The following is a 577-nucleotide window of genomic DNA, read 5'->3' as shown; positions in this document are numbered from 1 at the left end:
TATGCAGATGGTGCCCTTGGCTCCCGCGGTGCCGCTTTAAAGCACCCTTACTCAGATAAGCACAACCATTTTGGAGCGCTTCTATCTTCAGTAGCCGAATTCCGGGAAACTGCTGCACGAATTGCTGCCTCTCCTTATCAAATGAATACCCATGCCATTGGAGATTCTGCAAATGTGGTGGTTCTTAAGACTTATGACTCATTACTTGCCGATGCAGGCGACAGGCGTTGGAAAGTGGAGCATTCACAGATCATCGATCAGGAAGATTTTAAATATTTTAGTAAGAATATCATTCCTTCTGTACAGCCCACTCATGCCACGAGTGACATGTACTGGGCGCAGGACAGGTTAGGGGCCGAAAGAGAAAAAGGAGCTTATGCCTATAAGCAGCTGTTGGACCAGGCGGGAATTATTGCTTTAGGTACAGATTTCCCTGTAGAAAAAGTAAGTCCGTTTTTGACATTTTACGCTGCTGTCGCAAGGAAAGACACCAAAAATTATCCTGAAGGCGGTTACATGCCCGAACAGGCTTTGAGCAGGGAAGAAGCACTTCGCGGAATGACCATCTGGGCTGCCT

At 47.1% G+C, this 577-nt stretch carries 1 protein-coding gene; it reads left to right on the top strand.

From position 1 onward, the window contains the following. Positions 1-577, top strand: a 577-nt coding sequence (locus HC175_RS16670; protein WP_168139490.1) for an amidohydrolase family protein, incomplete at both ends; no start/stop codon positions are given.

Source organism: Salinimicrobium oceani (assembly GCF_012037645.1).
This window is presented reverse-complemented; position numbering and strand designations above follow the sequence as displayed.